12 protein-coding genes and 1 tRNA gene are annotated in these 18311 nt (G+C 71.0%); 9 read left to right on the forward strand and 4 right to left on the reverse strand.

The annotated features are described in order from the left end of the window. Positions 1-271: 271 nt before the first annotated feature. Positions 272-1384: a hypothetical protein gene (locus IEZ12_RS30045; protein WP_189276451.1), complete on the reverse strand. Its 1113-nt coding sequence runs from the start codon at positions 1382-1384 to the stop codon at positions 272-274. A 284-nt stretch (positions 1385-1668) separates the two neighbouring features. Between IEZ12_RS30045 and cas7g the strand changes: the two genes are divergently transcribed. The 8 genes from cas7g (at position 1669) to IEZ12_RS30085 (ending at position 14719) form a co-directional block, all read left to right on the forward strand. After that, positions 1669-2898, forward strand: coding sequence for a type I-G CRISPR-associated RAMP protein Csb1/Cas7g (cas7g, locus tag IEZ12_RS30050; RefSeq protein WP_189276452.1), 1230 nt, complete (start codon positions 1669-1671; stop codon positions 2896-2898). A gap of 6 nt (positions 2899-2904) precedes the next feature. Then, a complete protein-coding gene (gene csb2, locus IEZ12_RS30055; protein ID WP_189276454.1) occupies positions 2905-4377 on the forward strand; it encodes a type I-G CRISPR-associated protein Csb2 in 1473 nt (490 codons plus the stop codon). Next, positions 4374-7454 carry a type I-G CRISPR-associated helicase/endonuclease Cas3g gene (cas3g, locus tag IEZ12_RS30060; protein ID WP_189276456.1) on the forward strand — a complete coding sequence of 1027 codons (3081 nt, stop codon included), beginning with the start codon at positions 4374-4376 and terminating at the stop codon, positions 7452-7454. Before csb2 ends, cas3g begins: the two co-directional genes overlap by 4 nt. Before the next feature lie 2 nt (positions 7455-7456). Beyond that, entirely contained in the window at positions 7457-8554 is a 1098-nt protein-coding gene (locus IEZ12_RS30065) for a type I-G CRISPR-associated protein, Cas3-extension family (RefSeq protein ID WP_189276458.1), read from the forward strand. A gap of 2344 nt (positions 8555-10898) precedes the next feature. Beyond that, positions 10899-11072 carry a hypothetical protein gene (locus tag IEZ12_RS30070; RefSeq protein WP_189276460.1) on the forward strand — a complete coding sequence of 58 codons (174 nt, stop codon included), beginning with the start codon at positions 10899-10901 and terminating at the stop codon, positions 11070-11072. A 2536-nt stretch (positions 11073-13608) separates the two neighbouring features. Beyond that, the gene (locus IEZ12_RS30075) at positions 13609-13914 is read left to right on the forward strand and encodes an AlbA family DNA-binding domain-containing protein (RefSeq protein WP_189276462.1); all 306 of its coding nucleotides are present in this window, start codon (positions 13609-13611) and stop codon (positions 13912-13914) included. 49 nt (positions 13915-13963) lie between these two features. Beyond that, positions 13964-14488, forward strand: a complete 525-nt coding sequence (locus IEZ12_RS30080) for a hypothetical protein (RefSeq protein WP_189276465.1) — start codon at positions 13964-13966, stop codon at positions 14486-14488. A 93-nt stretch (positions 14489-14581) separates the two neighbouring features. Further along, positions 14582-14719, forward strand: coding sequence for a hypothetical protein (locus tag IEZ12_RS30085; protein WP_189276467.1), 138 nt, complete (start codon positions 14582-14584; stop codon positions 14717-14719). Positions 14720-15188: 469 nt separating this feature from the next. Here the strand turns inward: IEZ12_RS30085 and IEZ12_RS30090 are convergent. From IEZ12_RS30090 to IEZ12_RS30100, 3 genes are all read right to left on the reverse strand, one after another. Then, positions 15189-15262 (reverse strand) — tRNA-Pro (locus tag IEZ12_RS30090). A gap of 137 nt (positions 15263-15399) precedes the next feature. Continuing rightward, entirely contained in the window at positions 15400-16689 is a 1290-nt protein-coding gene (locus IEZ12_RS30095; RefSeq protein WP_189276469.1) for an MFS transporter, read from the reverse strand. Between the two features lie 91 nt (positions 16690-16780). After that, on the reverse strand, positions 16781-17353 hold the full coding sequence (locus IEZ12_RS30100) for a TetR/AcrR family transcriptional regulator (protein WP_189276471.1): 573 nt from the start codon (positions 17351-17353) through the stop codon (positions 16781-16783). A gap of 185 nt (positions 17354-17538) precedes the next feature. Between IEZ12_RS30100 and IEZ12_RS30105 the strand changes: the two genes are divergently transcribed. After that, positions 17539-18258: an SDR family oxidoreductase gene (locus tag IEZ12_RS30105; protein WP_189276473.1), complete on the forward strand. Its 720-nt coding sequence runs from the start codon at positions 17539-17541 to the stop codon at positions 18256-18258. The last annotated feature ends 53 nt before the right edge of the window (positions 18259-18311 follow it).

Raw genomic sequence — 18311 nt, forward strand, 5'->3', positions numbered from 1 at the left:
CTCGGCGTGGCTGTCGGCGTCCCGCAGGGCGAAGAGCGACTAGCTACCTAGATCACGAAGTCGCACTGGAGTACTAGTCGCGCGGAGCCTCGCCTCCGGTCTGGACAAGCTGCCCGCCGAGAGCTTGCCGCGGCCAACTGCTCGACGGCGACCTTCTCGTCGCGCCAGCGGCCGCTCCCGTCAGCCAACGCGACCGCGAAGATGGAGAACGACCCTCCCGCGCCTGTGGATCGCGGGTACTCCGCGGAGCCCGTCATCGCTCTGGCAGGGGTCAGCGGATACGGCGCCGCCGACCGGTGGCTCCGGTCGTGCGGGCGATGAACGCCCCACGCCCTTCGCCCGCCTTGTCGACGGACGGCGTCGCGGCCCATTCGCGGCCGGCGTGGTTCAGCAGCCACGCAAGGGCGGTAGCGCGGGCCAGGTCGAGGAGGCTGTCGGTGAAGTGGACGTCGGCGTACGAGGAGCCTTCGGGGTGGGCTTTTCGGGCCGTGGTCCATTCGGCGAGCGCGCAGGCGGCGCTCCTGCTCATCGACACGGTGTCGGGAGCCGGGGTGCCTCGGCGCCCGCCGGTGGCGCGCCGCCAGGTCTCCTGCTGGGCGGCAACCACTTCGTCGCGCAGACTGTGGAGTTCCTCCAGCGGGGTGTGGCAGAGCGTGTCGAAGCGCTCCTCGGTGTTCGTCTCTCCGAAACGGGCCATCTGGCACGCGTGGGCCGCGGCGGCGTACTCCCAGACGGCGAGGCGGGCGACGCTGGATTCATCGGAGTCCAGGTCGATCGCGGCCTCCAGGTCGCGCATGAGATCGAGGTCGTCCTCGGGCAGGTGCGGCGAGTTGAGGTGGGTCAGCACGCCGAGCAGGCGGCCGTCGATCTCTTCCCTCGAGGCGTGGGCGAGATCGGGCCGTCGCCGCAGGTTCGCGCGCATCTTCCGGATGGCCATCCCGCCCTCCCTGACGTCGAGGAAGGCTTCGGCTTCGGCCCAGTCGTAGTGGATGTCCCGTTCGGAGCCGGGGTCTCCGGGGACGGCGTCCATGATCTTGGCCGTCGCGTCGCGGTGGCGCTCCCGGTCGGGGAAGTACGTCCTGATGAGCGCCAACTTCAGTGGGACCTCCGGGATTCGGGCGTTGTCGCAGAAGAAGGCGAGCAGGACGGTGTCGTCCAGCCGGCGACCGGGCCGGTGCCGACGTGCCAGCGCGCGGGCGAGGTCTTTCACCTCCTGCGGGTAGGAGGTGCGAGTGCCGGCTCGTCCCAGGTACTCCCTGTCGGGGGCGGGCAGCAGGTTCTCGCGCCGCCAGCGTTCGAGCTGGGCGTGGCTGACGGGGTTCCCGTCAGCGGCCGTCAGGACCATGAGTTCGCGGTAGGCGCCCGTCGGCGCGGAGCGTGGCATGCAAAAACGCTACAAAGCGAGCCGGGCGAGTTCTCGGAGTCAGGCGCGGGGGTGCAGTTCGCTTATCCCGCCCCCATCGCTTACGGCGGGCACGGACCTGCACGGGACCGAATCGGAGAACCAACGGGCCGCCAGCGAGCCCCGACTGGAAGAGCGGACCATCTTAGGGCAACTGCTACCTCTAGAAAGTGTTCTGACGGGTCATCACCCAAATGGGTGGGGGCTGTCGGCGGGGGCTGCTTCGATGCGAACTGTCCGAGAGATTCCTGCACAAGGAGGGTTCCATGGAGGCGTTGTACGAGCGGCTGGCCGAGGCAGCGAGCGGCCTTGCGGTGGACGGTGCGATCCGGGTGACGGCCCGGTACGAGCCTGTGGCGGGCGTGGGAACGCCGGTGTCGCCGCCGACCGTGAAGGTCACCCGGACCGTCCGAGATCTGGCGACGGGCAAGGAGCGGGAGGTCGACGGGCCGGGCCAGTTGTTCGAGGACCGGTGGGTCGGGCAGGAGTCCGCGGAGGTGGTGCTGCTGGACCAGCGGCAGTCGCAGGCGAACCGGTGCGAGACTGCTCTGTTGGAAGCGGTCGACCAGGGCGATGTGCTGCTGCCGCATCTGGCGCTGCACGTGAGCGCGGAGGGCCGGGAACTGCGGATGACGAACCTGGACGCCCCGCACCGTTCCCGTGACGCCTACTTCCGTGACGCGCTGGACGAGTCCGGAGCGAAGTTCGACGACACGGTTGCGGGGCGAGCGCTGCGCGACACGGGAACCGGTGACGTGCGCGCCTTCCTGGAGTCGGCGCCCTCGGACCTGGTGTACGGGCTGTGGGATTCGCACCGCAAGCGCCGCGTGCAGTTGAAGGTACCGCGCGCCTACACCTCGGAGATGGTGGGCCTGCGTCCATTGTCCGGAAAGCGCGCGGCGGGGCGCCTGGATGTGTGGAACTTCCCCGGCGACAACGTGGAGTTGACCGCCGACGGCTGGCGGCCGGTCGACGGCGCGGGCAAGAAGAGCGGCAAGGGGAAGACGCTCAAGGCGTCGGCGGTCGGGCACGGCATGATTCCGCCGGTCGCCGGGATGGGCGGGGTGACGGTGCAGGCGATCGAGCGGAACGCGTCACTGGCCTTGGCGGGCCTGAGGGCGCTGCGCTTCGGCGACGCATCGAAGGAGTACGTGCGGGCAGCAAGGGCGCTGTTGGCGGCGCTCGCGCTGCTGGGGGATCGGCTGGCGTTCGCGGCGCCGGCGGTACGGCTGCGGTCGGGCTGCGACCTGCTGCTGGTGTCGGAGCGCATCGAGTGGGTCGGGCGCGGGCGTGAGGGCGTGGCGGTGACGGAGCCGCTGGAGCTGGAGACGGCAGGGCAGGCTCTGGAGCTGTTCGAGTTCGCGCGCTCGCGGGCCGAGGAGGCGGGCCTTATGTGGTCGAAGGAGCCGGTGCGGCTGCGACCGAACGCGCAGGTGCAGCAGGCGATCGAGCGCTCCTTCCGCCTGGAGGGCATCGGCGAGGCGGAAGGCGAGTAGAGCGTCATGCCTTTCCACATCTCGGTGGAGCTGCTTGAACCGCTCTACCAGGCGACCGCGATGGACGGTGAGAAGGCCGAGTGGCCGCCCCACCCGGCCCGCCTGTTCTGCGCGCTCGTCGCGCACGCCGACCTCGACAATGCCGCGCACCGGATCGCGTTGACGTGGCTGGAGGCCCAGGAGCCGCCGGTGGTCACGGTGCCGGCCAAGCACTTGGAGGCGGAACACCCGCGCGCGGCATGGGTGGTGACCAACATCGTGAACCCGGCGAAGGCGACCCACACCTTGCTGCCCGGGCGCACCGCGGGCGGTGTCCCCCGGAGGTGGGCGCAGAAGACGCTGTCGGGTTCGCGGATGGTGTTCAGTTGGGCCGCGGAGCCGGGGGAGGATCTCGCCCCGGTGTTGAAGGAACTGGTCCGCCGGGTGCCGTACTTCGGGCGTTCGACCGGGGCGGGGCTGCTGGAGGCCTGGTGCGGGCCCGACGAGCCCGGCAACGGCGATGGGCGGCGGCTGCGCTGGCTGCCAGCTCCCGCCGGCGAGTACCCGAAGGGCTCGCGGCCGATCCGCGTCCCCTACCGCGGCTACTTGGCCTGGCTGGAGGAGGCGTTCGAGGAACAGCGGCCGGCCTGGAGCCAGTCGGTCACCCACCACTACCTCGACCCCGACCACGACGACCGGCCCGGAACGCCAGCAGCGGATGGCCCGTTCGGTGACCTGCTGACGTTCTCCTTCGCCCCGGGCGTGGCGCTGGATCCGCGGTGGACGCTGGAGCTGACCGGCCGGCTGCGAAGCACGGTGCTGGGCACCCTGGAAGCGATGGGCCACGACGTCGAGGCGATGACCACCGTCCACGGCCACAAGAACAGCCCGGACGACCCACGCCCGGTGGCCTACCTCGCGCTGCCGTTCATCGGCCACCATCACGCCGACGGGATGCTTCGCGGCCTGGGCATCGCCCTGCCCCGCGAGATGCCCAGGCAGGACCGCAAGGCACTGCTCGCAGCCCTCCTCCGCCACGACGGGGGCCTGCGCTGGATCCGGCAGGCGGACGGGCAGCCGCTGGACCTGGTACGGGTCAGCCCCGCCGACCAGGACTCGTGGCCGCAGACCCTCCAACCGGGGACGTGGCAGAGACCCTCGACCGTGTGGACCACAGTGCTGCCGATGGTCCTCGACCGCTTCCCCAAGAAGTACGACGAAGCCTCGTGGGCCCACTCGGTCACCGCCAGCTGCGTCGCAGCAGGGCTCCCCGAACCCGCGCAGGTACAGGTGAGCCTGCGCGGCGCGCTCATGCCCGGAGCCCCGAGGGTGGACGGCTTCCCGGTGCGCCGCAAGGACGGAGAGCGGCCGTTGCCGAGCTGCCACGTACGCCTGACCTTCCCTGCTCCGGTGACGGGACCGGTGGTGCTGGGCAGTAAGAAGAACTTCGGCCTGGGCCTGTGCCGTCCGGAGCCCGACTTCCAGGAGGACGACCGATGACGGGCACCGAGCGGTTGCCGAGGATCGAGGCGGCTGAGTTCCCGACCTTTTTCCGGGAAGTCCACCACCACACCCACTGCCCGGACGGGGCCGCGACTGTGGTGTGCGACGGGTGCGAGGGCTGGGCGCCGTTCCCTTGGCAAAGCGCCTACTTGGACGCCGTGGCCGACGGCGCGAGGTGGCCCGACCTCGACGTGCCCACCGCGCTGGGCAAGACGACGTTCATCGACATCTGGCTCTTCCTCCTCGCTTGGGAACACGCCCGCGGGGTGGGCCGGAAGCACCGGACGGTGCCGCTGCGGCTGTTCTTCTGCGTCGACCGGCGCCTGGTGGTCGACCAGGCCCACCAGCACTCCCTCGAGCTGGCCGCGGCCCTCGCCGGGGCACCGGCCGGTTCCGTGCGGGCGAAGGTCGCCGCATCGCTGCGCGACCTCGGCGGAGGAACAGCGCCTCTGGAGGTGGTGCGGATGCGCGGCGGCACCAGGTGGGAGTCGAACTGGGTACGCAGCCCGGCCCAGCCGCTGGTGGTGACGTCGACCGTAGACCAGTACGGCAGCCGCCTGCTGTTCCGCGGCTACCACACCTCACCGCAGCGCGCTCCGATCGACGCCGCCCTGACCGGGTACGACGCCCTGCTCGCCCTGGACGAGGCCCACCTGTCGAAGGCCCTGCTGGCGACCGCCGCCGACACCGCTCTCTACCAGCGGACAGCGGCACGAGCGGAGTTGGCGCTACGGGCGCTTCGGGTGGTGAGCCTGTCGGCGACCAGCGCCACCGGAGGGCGGCCCCGCCTGGGCATCGGCGACGCCGACCGCGCCCATCCGATCGCCGGGCGGCGGATCGCCGCCGAGCGCCACGTAACGCTGCTGGACGCCAGCGGCTGGGCGAAGAAGCCCGCCGAGGCGTTCGCCCTCGCCACCGGCACCGGCTTGGACGCCGTCCTTCCCCTCCTTAAGCTGCCCGCGGTCGCGGTGATCGCCAACACCATCACCCACGCTCGCGCCGCCCACGAAGCACTCTCTCGGCGCACCGACGTGGACGTGCTGCTGCTGACCGGGCGCTGCCGGCCAGCGGAGCGCGACCTGCTCGTCACCGGCCCGCTGGCCGAACTCCTGACCGGCATCGACCCCGACCGCGAACGCCCCCTCGTCGTGATCAGCACCCAGACCCTCGAAGTGGGGATCGACTGCACCTTCGGAGCGATGGTCAGCGAATGCGGCGACTGGGCCTCCGCCCTGCAGCGCCTCGGGCGCCTCGACCGCCGCGGCGAACTCGGCCCCGTGCCCGCGATCCTCGTACGCACCCACAACTCCGAGGACGCCGACCGCATCCCCGTCTACGGCCCGGCCGCCGCCCGTACCTGGCAGTGGCTCACCCACCACACCCCCACCCTCGACACCCAGGACCCCGCCGAACTGACCCCCCACCTCCTCGACGGCCTGGTCCTCAACCCCGCCACCTTGCCCGGCCTCCTCGACGGCACCGACACCGCACCGCTCACCCGCGCCGGCGAACACATCCCCCCTGTCCACCAGGTGCGCGTGGACGCCTTCGCCCGCACCAGCCCCATCCCCGTCCCCGACGAATCCCCCGCCCCCTTCCTCCACGGCCTCGACACCGGCCAGCCCGAAGTCCAACTCCTGTGGCGCGCCGACCTCACCACCGACACCACCGACCCCGACGCCCTCGCCGAACACCTGTCCACCACCCCCGTCCACACCGCCGAAACCCTCTCCATGCCCCTCGCCGCGGTGCGCCGCTTCCTCACCGAACCCCGCCGCACCCCCGACACCAGCGACCTCGAAGGCCCCGACGCCGACACCACACCCGAACCCCGCAACCCACCCACCCGCCTGCGCACCACCGTCCTCCAACGCGAAGCCGACGGCACCTGGACCACCCCGCGCACGGCCGACGACCTGAAACCCGGCACCACCCTCGTCCTGCCCACCACCGCCGGCGGCCACGACGCCTACGGCTGGACCGCCGACCCCGACACCCCCGTCCCCGACCTCGGCGACCACCCCACCGATCACACCCGCACCCCGCTACGCCTGGACCCGGCAGTCCTGGCCAGCACCACCGGTACCGCCCCCGAGCAGTTCGCCCCGATCGTCAAACAGGCCATCACCGACCTGACCACCGATCCCGACGACCCGGGCGCCGTGAGCACGACCGACGCCATCCGCGCCGCGATCACCAGCCTGCTCACCGCCTTGCCCACCGACACCGCACCCGACGGCCCCGCCCGGCACACCCCGGCGCTGCGCCGGCGCCTGGAGAGCCTGTTGGAGGTCGCCGAGTGGCGCACCGGACGGTCGGCTGCGGCCGGGGCGGTGCTGGTCGACCGCGATGGTCAGGGGCGGATCGTCCTCCTCCCGCCGCGGCGCGCCGACGCCGGCCGCTACCGGATTTCCGTGGACGACGAGGACCCGGACAGCAGCAGCCTCACCCGCACCGTCACCCTCCAACACCACCACCAGAAGGTCGGCGAACGCGCCCGCGCCTTCGCCCGGGCCGTCGGACTGCCCGACGACCTGGTCGACGCCGTCGAGCTGGCCGCCCAGGCCCACGACTGCGGGAAACACCACCCGCGATTCCAGTGCATGCTCTGCTCCGGTGACCGCCTGCTCGCCGAATCCCTGCCCGACGCCCTCGCCAAGTCCGGCATGGACCCCGCCGACCGCGCTACCCGGCGACGCGCCGCCCGACTGGCCAACTGGTCCAAGGACCTGCGCCACGAAGCCCTCAGCGCCGCCACCGTCCAGACCTGGCTCTCCACCGGCCCCGCCGCCGCCCAAGGGCTCGACCACGACCTCGTCATCCACCTCGTCGCCGCCCACCACGGCTACGCCCGCCCGATGCTGCCCGCGGTCGCCGACCCCGAGCCCGTCCTCGTCGAGTGCACCATGCCCGACGACACCACCGTCACCGTCTCCAGCACGACGATCGGCACCGACTGGAACGGCCCCGACCGCTTCGACACGCTCAACCACCGCTACGGCTTCTGGGGCCTGGCCCTCCTGGAATCCGTCGTCCGCCTCGCCGACATCGCCTGCTCCGAAGAAGGCAACTGACCGTGCACCAACTCGAACTCCCCGCCCTGCACGCCGACGACCCGCTCGGCTTCCTCGCCGCCCTCGGCATCCTCGAACTCACCACCGCCACCCTCACCGCCAAACCCCGCCTCCACTGGAACGGCCCCGCCGGCCCCGCCGTCCTCACCACCGACCAACCCCTCACCCTCGACACCCTCACCGACCTCCTCACGGCCCACCTCCCGCCCAAGCGCGCCCCCACGGCCGGGCAGCCTGATACGGCCGACACCGAGGACCAAGACGACGAGGACACCGACACGGCCGGCACGAAGGACGAAGGCTGGGACTCCTTCCCGCATGTCCCCGGACTCCTCACCCGCACCCGCGAAGACACCACCGCCCCCAACGAAGCCCTGCGCCTTCGAGTCGACACCGCACACCACACACTGCGCGGACTCGCCCAGGCCGAACGCGAGACGGGCGACCGCCAGGCCCGCTGGTTCGCCGCCTTGACTAACGTCATGTGCTTTGAGGACTACAAACCCAAGACCGGCAAGAACGACCCGGAACCTGTCGAAGGGGCGACGCCCACCACGGTTCGACGCACGCCCGTCACACCGCTGATCGCCGCCGCCGGCCAGATGACCATCACGGGCCTGATGCAGAAAGCCGTCCTCGGCTGCCACAACGACCCTCGGCAGATCCGCTCGGCCCTCGACGGCTGGCGCCGCGTCCCCGACTACGCCTCCGCCAACTTCGACCACCGCTCCCTCGGCGACGCCCACACCAACTCCGAAGGCAAGCCCTACCAGCGGGGAGCTCCGGGCCCGACCTGGCTCGCCCTCCACGCCCTCGGCACTTTCCGCCTCACCGCCACCGGCAACACCCAGACCGCCACCAGCTGGGACACCACCAACCGCCGCGGCGCCCTACGATGGCCCGCCTGGACACCACCCCTCACCTCCACCGCCGTCACCGTCCTACTCGAACACCCCGCCGTCCGCGCCACCGAACCCGGCACGAACCACAACACCGCGATGCTCACCGACCTCGGCGTCACCTCCCTCTACACCGCATCCCGAACCGGCCTCAAACAGTCCAACGGCCCCCTCGCCGCAAGCCGCCACCTCTGGCCCTGAACCCCACCACCAACCGCCCACCACACGGTCCTTGACAACTCCACAGCGCCAACACAGAGAACGGCATCCCGGCCGGACACGACTTCGGAACCACAAGCAGACACGAAAACACCCCACCGCATCGAAGCAACAAGTCCGAATTGCCCAAAAAGACACCCAGGCAGGCACCGCAGCCGACTCGTCGGACCATCAAGCCTGCAGCTCAGACACCGTCGCTCCGCACCATCCCGGTGCGGCACCATCGCAGCGGTGCGACCGAGGTGCCGTCGAGTACCACCAACTCGTGTCGCTCCGCACCATCCCGGTGCGGCACCATCGCAGCACCATCGAGGGGAACACCTCGGCCGACGGCTCGTCCAGTCGCTCCGCACCATCCCGGTGCGGCACCATCGCAGCACCATCGAGGGGAACACCTCGGCCGACGGCTCGTCCAGTCGCTCCGCACCATCCCGGTGCGGCACCATCGCAGCGCGGCGTCGCGGATCCATTCGGTGTCGGCGCCGATGGTCGCTCCGCACCATCCCGGTGCGGCACCATCGCAGCGCGGCGTCGCGGATCCATTCGGTGTCGGCGCCGATGGTCGCTCCGCACTGTCCCGGTGCGGCACCATCGCAGCTGCTTGGACCACAGCGACTCGCCGAGGACGTCCTCGTCGCTCCGCACTGTCCCGGTGCGGCACCATCGCAGCCCCGTCCCGGACGGCCACACGGAGGCGTCGTGGCTGGTCGCTCCGCACTGTCCCGGTGCGGCACCATCGCAGCTGCATGTACAACGGGTGGCCGGACGAGCGCCTCCTCGTCGCTCCGCACCGTTCCGGTGCGGCACCATCGCAGCAAGTCGGAGCCGCTCGAACGTGAGATGCGCAAGCACGTCGCTCCGCACCGTCTCGGTGCGGCACCATCGCAGCAACTGGGCGAAGCTCTGAGCGCTCCGCGGTCGTCCTCGCCGCTCCGCACCATCAGCCCGATCGAGCTGGCCGACCTGATCCCCGAGCTCCTGATCGCTCCCTACCATCCCGGTGCGGCACCATCGCAGCACCGGCGATCCGGTCCGCAAGCGCGGACCGCCCGGGTCGCTCCGCACCTTCCTGGTGCGGCACCATCGCGGCCGGCTGGGCCTGGGGCTCCTCCCCGTCGTCGGGGCGGTCGCTCCGCACCGTCCCGGTGCGGCACCATCGCAGCTTCTACGGAGTCGGCCCCCACCACGAACCGCCTGGGTCGCTCCGCACCGTCCCGGTGCGGCACCATCGCAGCACCGAGCTCAATGCGATCGCCGCTGGCAACCCGTAGTCGCTCCGCACCATCCTGGTGCGGCACCATCGCAGCTCGCCCTCTACCAGGTGACCGGCACGGACGGGTCGGTCGCTCGCTCCGTACTAGCCTGGTGCGGCGCCATCGCAGCTGCTCGGCGACGAACTGGGGGATCTGCTAGAGCCGGAGTCGCTCCGCACCGTCCCGGTGCGGCACCATCGCAGCCCCACACCCCCCTTGCCGCTGAACGTCACCAACACGAGTCGCTCCGCACCGTCCTGGTGCGGCACCATCGCAGCGACTACGTCCAGCTGTGCCAACCCACCATGCTCCGCATCGCTCCGTACCACTCCGGTACGGTGCAGCACTATCGCAGCATGTCAGCCCACGCCTCATCCGACATGTGGTACCGGCCGCCGCCGCGCCTCACCTGTGCGGCTCCATCGCAGCTCGACGAACCGTCACATGTGCCTTTCCTCGTCAGACAGCACCTCAACACCTCACCGGTGCGGCACCATCGCAGCACGCGGTGCTGGCCGGCGATCGACGCCGCGATGGCCGTCGCTCCGCACCATTCCGGTGCGGCACCATCGCAGCCGCCTGCGGGCGCTCACCCCGACCGCGTGGTCGGACGTCGCTCCGCACCATCCCGGTGCGGCACCATCGCAGCCGGCAGATGGCCTCCGGAGAACGGGCCCGCCGGACGGTTGCTCCGCTCCATCTCGTTGCGGCACCATCGCAGCCTCGAACGGCGTCGCGACGCCATCACCGTCGAGGAGTCGCTCTGCACCATCCCGGTGCGGCACTATTGCAGCCACCTGACGGTGTTGGGCACGGCCCTTCAGGTCCGTGTCGCTCCGCACCGTCCCGGTGCGGCACCATCGCAGCCCCGAGCACCACGACGTTGTCGCCAAGGCAGACTTCGTGTCGCTTTGCACCTTCATGGTGCGGCACCATCGCAGCCGGCCAACCATGAACCGCGCCAGCCTCAGGGCCTTCGTCGCTCCGCACCGTCCTGATGCGGCACCATCGCGGCCCCGAAGCCCAGCTGAGCAACTTCCACAACTCGATCCGGATCGCTCCGCATCATCCCGGTGCGGCACCATCGCAGCACTCCCGCGTCCATCGCGGCGAACCGCTCGCCCACCTGGTCGCTCCGCGCCGTCCCGGCGCGGCACCATCGCAGCCACTACCTGGTCCTCGATCCGGAGACCCGGACCGTGTCGCTCCGCACCACCCCGGTGCGGCACCATCGCAGCTTCGCGTAGAGCACGACTTCGTCGTTGACGGAGAGTCGCTCCGCACCACCTCGGTGCGGCACCATCGCAGCTTTCCCGCTATCGCCGTTATCGGCCTTCACAAGCGGTCGCTCCCGCACCGTCCCGGTGCGGCACCATCGCAGCGTGAAGAACGGCGATCTATGGGAGGTCGAACGGCTCGTCGGTCCGCACTGTCCCGGTGCGGCACCATCGCAGCTTGCGGAACGGGATCACACCTGCGGACAGAATCCCGTCGCTCCGCACTGTCCCAGTGCGGCACCATCGCAGCCTGGGCACCGGCCGTGTGGTGGTCACCACCGACCCGGGTCGCTCCGCACTGTCTCGGTGCGGCACCATCGCAGCGCGCTGATCGGCGTCGCCGCGTACACCGCGAGCTGGGCGTCGCTCCGCACTGTCCCGGTGCGGCACCATCGCAGCTTGGAGGTCGACGACCTCTGCTCGCTGTACGGCGGCGTCGCTCCGCACTGTCCCGGTGCGGCACCATCGCAGCCCCGCGAGGTTGCCGACGTTCGTCGCGGCCGGCGACAGGTCGCTCCGCACTGTCCCGGTGCGGCACCATCGCAGCCCCGCGAGGTTGCCGACGTTCGTCGCGGCCGGCGACAGGTCGCTCCGCACTGTCGCGGTGCGGCACCATCGCAGCGCCGACACCATCGGCACGATGAACAACTACTCCCGCGTCGCTCCGCACTGTTCCGGTGCGGCACCATCGCAGCGCCCGCTTCAGCCATCTCCCGTCCGGCGAGATCACCGGTCGCTCCGCATCGTCCCGGTGCGGCACCATCGCAGCCACATGGCCAACTGCCGCACGTTCGGCAGGGCCAAGTTGCTCCGCACTGTCCCGGTGCGGCACCATCGCAGCTCCTCCTGCCAGGTGACCACGGCGCTCTTGTAGGCCGTGTCGCTCCGCACTGTCTCGGTGCGGCACCATCGCAGCCAGCGCGGTCGTCATTCGGTCAACAGACGGTGCCGCGTCGCTCCGCACCATCCCGGTGCGGCACCATGGCAGCACCTTGTCCAAGAAGGCGGAGAACGCCGGCGCTCTGTCGCTCCGCACCGTCCCGGTGCGGCACCATCGCAGCTCCAAGGTCAACGTCACCTCTCGGACCAGGCGGCGGGGCGCTCCGCACCGCCCCGTGCGGCACCATCGCAGCTGGAGACATCCGGCCGCCGCCCGCCAGAGGTGCTTGTCGCTCCGCACCGTCCCAGTGCGGCACCATCGCAGCTGGTCCTCGCGCGAGCAGTACTTCGGCCCGGCACCGGGTCGCTTCACACCGTCCTGGTGCGGCGCAATCGCAGCCCGCTGCTGGCCGACGGCCACATACCCGCGAACGTCGTCGCTCCGTGCCACCCCAGCGCGGCACCATCGCAGGACGCACTTCAGCGTGCCGAGCACTACGGTGTGGCCCTCGTCGCTCCGCACCATCTCGGTGCGGCACCGTCGCAGCTTGATGGCTGATCCCTACTCCGACCAACCCACCGAATGCGCCTCCGCAGCTCACGGGTGCGGCACCATCGCGGCTGTTCCTTGGTTTCCAGGACCGCGATCTGACTGCCCAGTTCCTCCGAACCTCACGAAGCACCATCGCAGCCCGGTCCTCTACGTCGCGTTCTCCGGCGGCAAGGATGTCTTCCATACCTCACCGGTGCGGCACCATCGCAGCGACTGTTCCTTGCCGGTTCAAAACGCATGGTGGCCGATCGCTCCGCACCGGCCCGATGCGGCACCATCGCAGCAGCACGTCCGCGAACGCCACCCGCGCGTACCCGCGTGTCGCTCCGCACCCATCCCGGTACAGCACCATCGCAGCTGGTACGGCCCGGCATACCGACTTCGACCTGTAGGTCGCTTCGCACCCATCCCGGTGCGGCACCATCGCAGCATCGGGCCGAGGTCCAGCGAGGCCATCGACGCGAGGTCGCTCCGCACCATCTCGGTGCAGCACCATCACAGCTCCAGATTGTGCATCACCAGGACGACGGCCGCGCCGTCGCTCCGCACCGTCCCGGTGCGGCACCATCGCAGCCGCTATCGGTGGACCCCAGGTCAGAGTACGCCCATGCCGCTCCGCACCATCTCGGTGCGGCACCATCACAGCACGAGGTACTGCGCCCGGGGGCAGGTCCAGGCCGTAGCCGGTCGCTCCACACCGTCCCGGTGCGGCACCATCGCAGCCAAAAGCCAGGTGACCTCCTCACCACGGGCGGCGCGTTGCTCAGCACCGTCCCGGTGCGGCAACATCGCAGCCTTCGCTGGCTGTGGAACCGCTTCGCTCCCACGCTCCGGCCCGAATCCTGATATGTGCGACGTTCCCGGATCTGCCGTGCTCGCACGGCATCGGATGCCGCGAACCCGGCGGGCGCCGTATCGGACTTCGGCAGACCTCGCTGGCGCGCACGGGATACTGGTTCGGTGCCAGAGACCGGACTTGAACAGGCCCGAACCGCCCTATACGCCAACGATCCTTCGACCCTGTTTGGCCTCCTGGAATGCCGTTAGCTGGACGCCAAGGGCGCCTCGTACGATTTGAAGAACCCCTCGGCGGTGGAGGAGTTGGGCAAGGACGTCGCCTCCTTCGCCAACTCCACCGAAGGCGGCGTCATCGTCCTGGGCATCGGCACCCGGCTGGAGAACGGGCAGGAGATCCTCGACCGGCTGCTGCCGTTCGACCGGTCGTCTGTGGACCTGGACCAGATGCGCAAGCTCCTGCGGGAGCGGATCACTCCCGCGCCGCGCAACGTCTCGATCGAGTGGATCGAGCACGACAGCCCCGGGCATGGCGTCGTGTTCATCGACGTGCCGCCGCAGGCAGCGGGGAATCTCCGTACGTAGTGGCCGCGCCCAGCGGCAAGCCCGGGTAGGTGAACCCGTTCACGTCGCGGTGCCGGTTCGCGAGTCCGATGGGACGCACTGGCTTCCGAGGACGGAGGTCCAGCGGCTTCTCGCCCTGGGCCTTGCCGCGAGCGGCACCCCCTCCCGCACCCTTCACGACCTGGTCGACAGGCTCACCGCCGGCGACAAGGCCGACACCGGCATCGGCGACTACGCCGACTTGGACGCGATGGCCCCGCTGCTCGCCCGGTACTTGGTCCGGACACAGCACTGCACTCGCCTGCTGGACCACGAGGCGGACAGCATCCGGGAGCACGGACTACTTCTCGCCGATGGCCAGGGCGTGGCCGAGCGCCTCGCCCGCGCCGCCGGCCTCGGCCACCTCACCACCACGCAGTACACGGCGTTGAAGGAAGCGAACCTCATCACCCGCAAGGCCGGCGGACGGAAAGGCTTCGTGTTCCTGACCCTGTCCGGCGACGCACTCCCCCCAACCAGGCCCTCGGCTGGCGCCTGCGGGCATTCTGGGGCGGGGAGGCGGTCTACCAGCCCAGGGAGGACGACCCGGAGATGACGGGCCCGCTGCGGTCGCTCGGCCGCCCGGCCGTCGTCACCGCCCTCCTGGACCTGACCGAAGGCGGTCGGCACCGCACCGTCGCTGGCGCACGTGCTCCTCGGCAAGGCGCTGGGCGAAACCGTCGACGCCACCGTCCACTACACGTCCCCGATTCCGCCGGCGCGCATCGAGTCGATCGCGTTCCCCGGCGATCCCGCCTTGGACCGGCTGGGCCTCACCGGCACGTAACCGGACGGAAGGCCACTCGGGCCCGGGTCAAGTGCGCTCCCGCCCAGGGGGCCAGCGCGGAGCGCGGGCCGTGCGAGAGGCGGTCGCACCGACGCGCCGTCACGCAGAGCCACCTTTCCGGCTCCGGAATCACCTGGCGATCGACAGCCCCAGCCGGAAGGTCTCTTCTTTGACACCATGCCGCCACCTGAGGGGCCGTCAGCTGTGGCCAACTTCCGCCACGCAAGCGGGATTTCCGCCAAAAACATGGCCGGAAATCAATTGTTACGATCTCGCATCGGTTACTGAGAGTGACATGCAAAACGGGCAAATCGGACCCAGTCAAGGGGGCTGACCCCCACCCCCGGGGCCCTGGTCCCAAAGTGGTCCCAAACAGTATGCGAACCAATTCCCGTGGCCCCTGACGGCCCGTCACGCAAAAGGCCGCCGACCTGGGATTTCTCCCGGCCAGCGGCCTTTCCGACTCACGTCGGGACGACAGGATTTGAACCTGCGACCCCTTGACCCCCAGTCAAGTGCGCTACCAAGCTGCGCCACGTCCCGTGGTCGGCTGCCGAGTTGCCCTGGTGGGCCGCTTGGCTTTCTGACCTTGTCTCCGGCGTTCCCCGGCGACGTGGAAAACAATACAGCACGTCGGGGGGTGCTCGCTGCCAGGTATCGGGGGTGCGGCGGGGCGTGGGTCAGGGGGTGGGGTGGCGGGCGTCGTAGTGGAGGAAGGCGGGGCGGCGGGCGGCGAGGAGGAGGACGGCGGCGATGCAGGCGAGGCCGCCGGTGAGGATGGAGAGGGTGGGGGTGGTGAGGGTGGCGACGGTGCCGGATTCGAAGTCGCCGAGGCGGGGGCCGCCGGCCACCACGACGATGAAGATGCCTTGGAGGCGGCCGCGCATGTCGTCGGGTGCGGCGACCTGCATCATCGTGTTGCGGAAGATCATCGAGACGGTGTCGGCGCAGCCGGCCGCCGCGAGCAGCAGCAGGCCGAGCGGCAGGTTGCGGACGAGTCCGAACGCGGCGATGGCCAGGCCCCATGCGGCGACGGAGGCGAGGACGGCGACGCCGTGGCGGTGGATGCGGCCGATCCAGCCGGAGAAGAGCCCGCCGGCCAGGGCGCCGACGGCGGGGGCGGCGACCAGCAGGCCGACGGTGCCGGGCCCGCCGCCGTAGAAGGCGACGGCGATGGCGGGGAAGAGGGCGCGCGGGAGGCCGAAGATCATCGCGGCGAGGTCGGCGAGGAAGGAGGTCCGCAGGTTGGGCTGGTCGCGCAGGAAGCGCAGGCCGTCGAGGACGGTGGCGCGTTTGCCGTTCGCGGTCTGCGGTCGCATCGCGGGCAGCCGCCACATCGCATAGAGGGTGGCGGTGAAGGCGACGGTGTCGACCAGGTACGCGGCCTGGGCCCCGTACGCGGCGATGGCGACGCCGCCGAGCATGGGGCCGACGGTCTGGCCGAGGTTCATGCCGATGGTGTTGAGGGCGTTGGCGGCGGTCAGCTGCTCGCGCGGGACGAGTCGCGGGATCATCGAGGACCGGGCAGGCGAGCTGACGGCGAAGAAGCCGGCCTGGAGGGCGACGGCCGCGTAGAGCAGGGCGACGGCGCCGAGGTGGAACAGGGCCTGGACGGCGAGCAGCGCGGAGACGACGGCGAGTCCGCCGGAGCCGATCAGGCCGAGGCGGCGGCGGTCGACCCGGTCGGCGATGGCGCCGCCGTACAGGCCGAAGGCGATCAGCGGGAGCAGTGAGCAGAGTCCGACCAGGCCGGTGGCGAAGGTGGAGTGGGTGAGGTCGTAGACCTGGACGGAGACGGCGGTCATCTGCTGGCCGATGGCGGAGACCGACTGCCCGAACCACAGGCGACGGTAGTCGGGGCTGTGGCGCAGTGGTGTCAGGTCGGCGAACGCGCCGCGGGTGAGGCGGCGCAGCCGGGACGCGGGCGTGGCGGCGGGTATCGGCGGGCGGGAGGGCGAGTCGGTGGGCACCCTGCCATGCTCGGCCAGCAGTTCGACGGCCCTGCGTCCGGGGTCGCCCGGAGCCACCCCGAGCGCGGGACCGCACCAACGCCCGCCCTGGTCAGCGCAGCAGCGTCCGGGTCAGGAGCTCGGCGAGTTCGTCGTCCAGGGGCCGGCCGGTGGCGAGCAGGCGGTACCAGAGGGCGCCGAAGGCGAGGTCGACGGCGGTGTCGGTGGTGAGGTGGGGGGCGAGCAGGCCGGCCTCGCGGGCGCGGTCGACGACGGCGCCGAGGGCTTCGCGGCGCGGGTGCAGCAGGGTTTCACGGAAGCGTTCGCCGAAGGCGGGGTCGATCTGCGCCTCGGCCATCAGCGCCCGCAGCGCGTCGGTGGTGCGCGGGGTGGCGGCGGCGAACGTGGCGGTGAGGAAGGTGCGCAGGTCGGCGGCGCGGTCGGCGGTCTCGGGCAGCGGGATGTGCTCGCGGGCGTACGCGGTGACGGCTTCGAGCAGGACGTCCGCCTTGCCGGGCCACCAGCGGTAGACGGTCTGCTTGCCGGTCCCGGCGCGGGCGGCGATGCCCTCGACGGTGAGGCGGGCGTAGCCGACCTCGCCCAGCAGGTCGAACGCGGCGCCCAGGATGGCCTGCCGGCTCTCCTCGCTGCGACGGCGTCCGGGCCGTACACCGCTGCCCGACACGGAAGTTGACGAATCATCAGTCGCCCCGCCGGGGGCGGATTTCGCTTGCTCGATCACAGGCAGCACGCTACCGTAATTCGAGACGAGACGTCACGGTTCGAAATAGCGGACCAGCGACCGGCGGCTCGCCAGGAGCGGCCGGGATCGGCCCGCTCCCGTCGATCGGCACAGGGGAGATGGCACGGATGAGTGAGCGCACTGCACTGGTGGTCGGCGGCACCTCGGGCATCGGGCTGGCCACCGCGCGCCGGCTGCACGCGCAGGGCGCGACGGTGCACGTGGTGGGCCGCAGCAAGGAGCGCCTGGAGGCGCTCGCGGTCAGCGACCCGGAGCTGGTCGGGCACCGGGCGGACGGCGGCGACCGCGAGCAGATCGCCGAAGTCCTGCGCACCGTCGGATCGTTGGACTGGCTGGTGGTCGCCCTCAGCGGCGCCGAGGGGGCGGGCCCGTTCGCGGAGTTGGACCTGGCCGCGCTGCGCAGCGCGTTCGAGGCCAAGTTCTGGGGGCAGTTGACGACCGTCCAGGCCGCACTGCCGCATCTGACCGAGGACGGGTCGATCACCCTGGTCACCGCGATCTCGGCCCGGACGGCCCTGCCGGGCACCGCCGGACTGGCAGCGGTGAACGGGGCGTTGGAGTCGATGATCCGGCCGCTCGCGGTCGAGCTCGCCCCGCGCCGGGTCAATGCGGTCTCCCCTGGCCTGGTCGCCACCCCCTGGTGGAACGGCATGCCACGGGAGGCTCGCGAGGCCTACTTCGCTCACGCCGCAGCCCAGTTGCCGGTCCGCCGGGTCGCCGAGGCGGAGGACGTCGCGGAGGTGGTGGCCCTGGCCGCGACCAACCGCAACCTCACCGGCACCGTCCTGGAGTCGGACGGCGGCCTGCATCTGGTCTCGATGAACTGACCTTCGCCTGAAGTCAGTTCACCTGGAGCCCGGCCTGCAGACGGACAACCCGC

Source organism: Kitasatospora griseola (assembly GCF_014648555.1).
Taxonomy (GTDB): domain Bacteria; phylum Actinomycetota; class Actinomycetes; order Streptomycetales; family Streptomycetaceae; genus Kitasatospora; species Kitasatospora griseola.

Bases quoted from the DNA above. Each gene is read 5' to 3' on its own strand.
- IEZ12_RS30045 (WP_189276451.1), bottom strand. From the start codon at position 1,384: ATGCCACGCTCCGCGCCGACGGGCGCCTACCGCGAACTCATGGTCCTG.
- cas7g (WP_189276452.1), top strand. From the start codon at position 1,669: ATGGAGGCGTTGTACGAGCGGCTGGCCGAGGCAGCGAGCGGCCTTGCG.
- csb2 (WP_189276454.1), top strand. From the start codon at position 2,905: ATGCCTTTCCACATCTCGGTGGAGCTGCTTGAACCGCTCTACCAGGCG.
- cas3g (WP_189276456.1), top strand. From the start codon at position 4,374: ATGACGGGCACCGAGCGGTTGCCGAGGATCGAGGCGGCTGAGTTCCCG.
- IEZ12_RS30105 (WP_189276473.1), top strand. From the start codon at position 17,539: ATGAGTGAGCGCACTGCACTGGTGGTCGGCGGCACCTCGGGCATCGGG.